The 677-nt window shown below is 44.9% G+C and carries 1 pseudogene; it reads left to right on the forward strand.

The window, feature by feature from the left end:
- Positions 1–505: pseudogene (locus R8N49_RS27515) on the forward strand (D-hexose-6-phosphate mutarotase); the annotation flags it as partial.
- Positions 506–677: the final 172 nt, after the last annotated feature.

Here is a 677-nt window from a genome sequence, read left to right on the forward strand (position 1 = left end):
ACACATGTTTGATGCGCGTCTTCTTGTCGAAGTGGGTGACGAACTCAAAGTAACGCTGAAAGTTCTTAATATCGATGATGAAGCTTGGACGTTCTCAGGCGCATTACATACTTACCTAAACGTGGGCGACATCAAACAAGCGCAAACAACAGGTATGGGCAATGAGTACATCGACAGCTTGAAAAATAGCGAAGTGTGTCAGGGTGGTGAGGTTCTTCAACTGACTGACACCATCGATCGCGTATACACGCAACCAGAAGCTCAAATTTTAGTGAAAGACCCTGTTCTTAACCGCACGTTGAGCGTAGCGAACCGCGGCCATAACTCCGCAGTACTATGGAACCCGTGGGCGGAAGGTGCACAAGGGATGGGAGATATGGCTGACAATGGCTATGAAACCATGCTGTGTGTGGAATCTGCCCTTCATGCACCAAGTATTGAAGAAGGCAAAACTCTTGAGCCAGGCGAGAGTTACGAGCTCGTGACAGTGATTGCTGCACAATAATCTTCCTAGGCCGGCTCATCCGGCCTTTTTTTGAAATCATTTCCGTTCTTCCTCGGTCACTTTCTAACTAACTCATTGGTTATCTGAGTTTTTTGACGGTTTAATTAATAGATATCAAAAAAATTATTCATAGATACCGATAGCATGCCGATACAAAACTCATAGGTTATAA

It is taken from the genome of Vibrio sp. 1978, assembly GCF_033344345.1.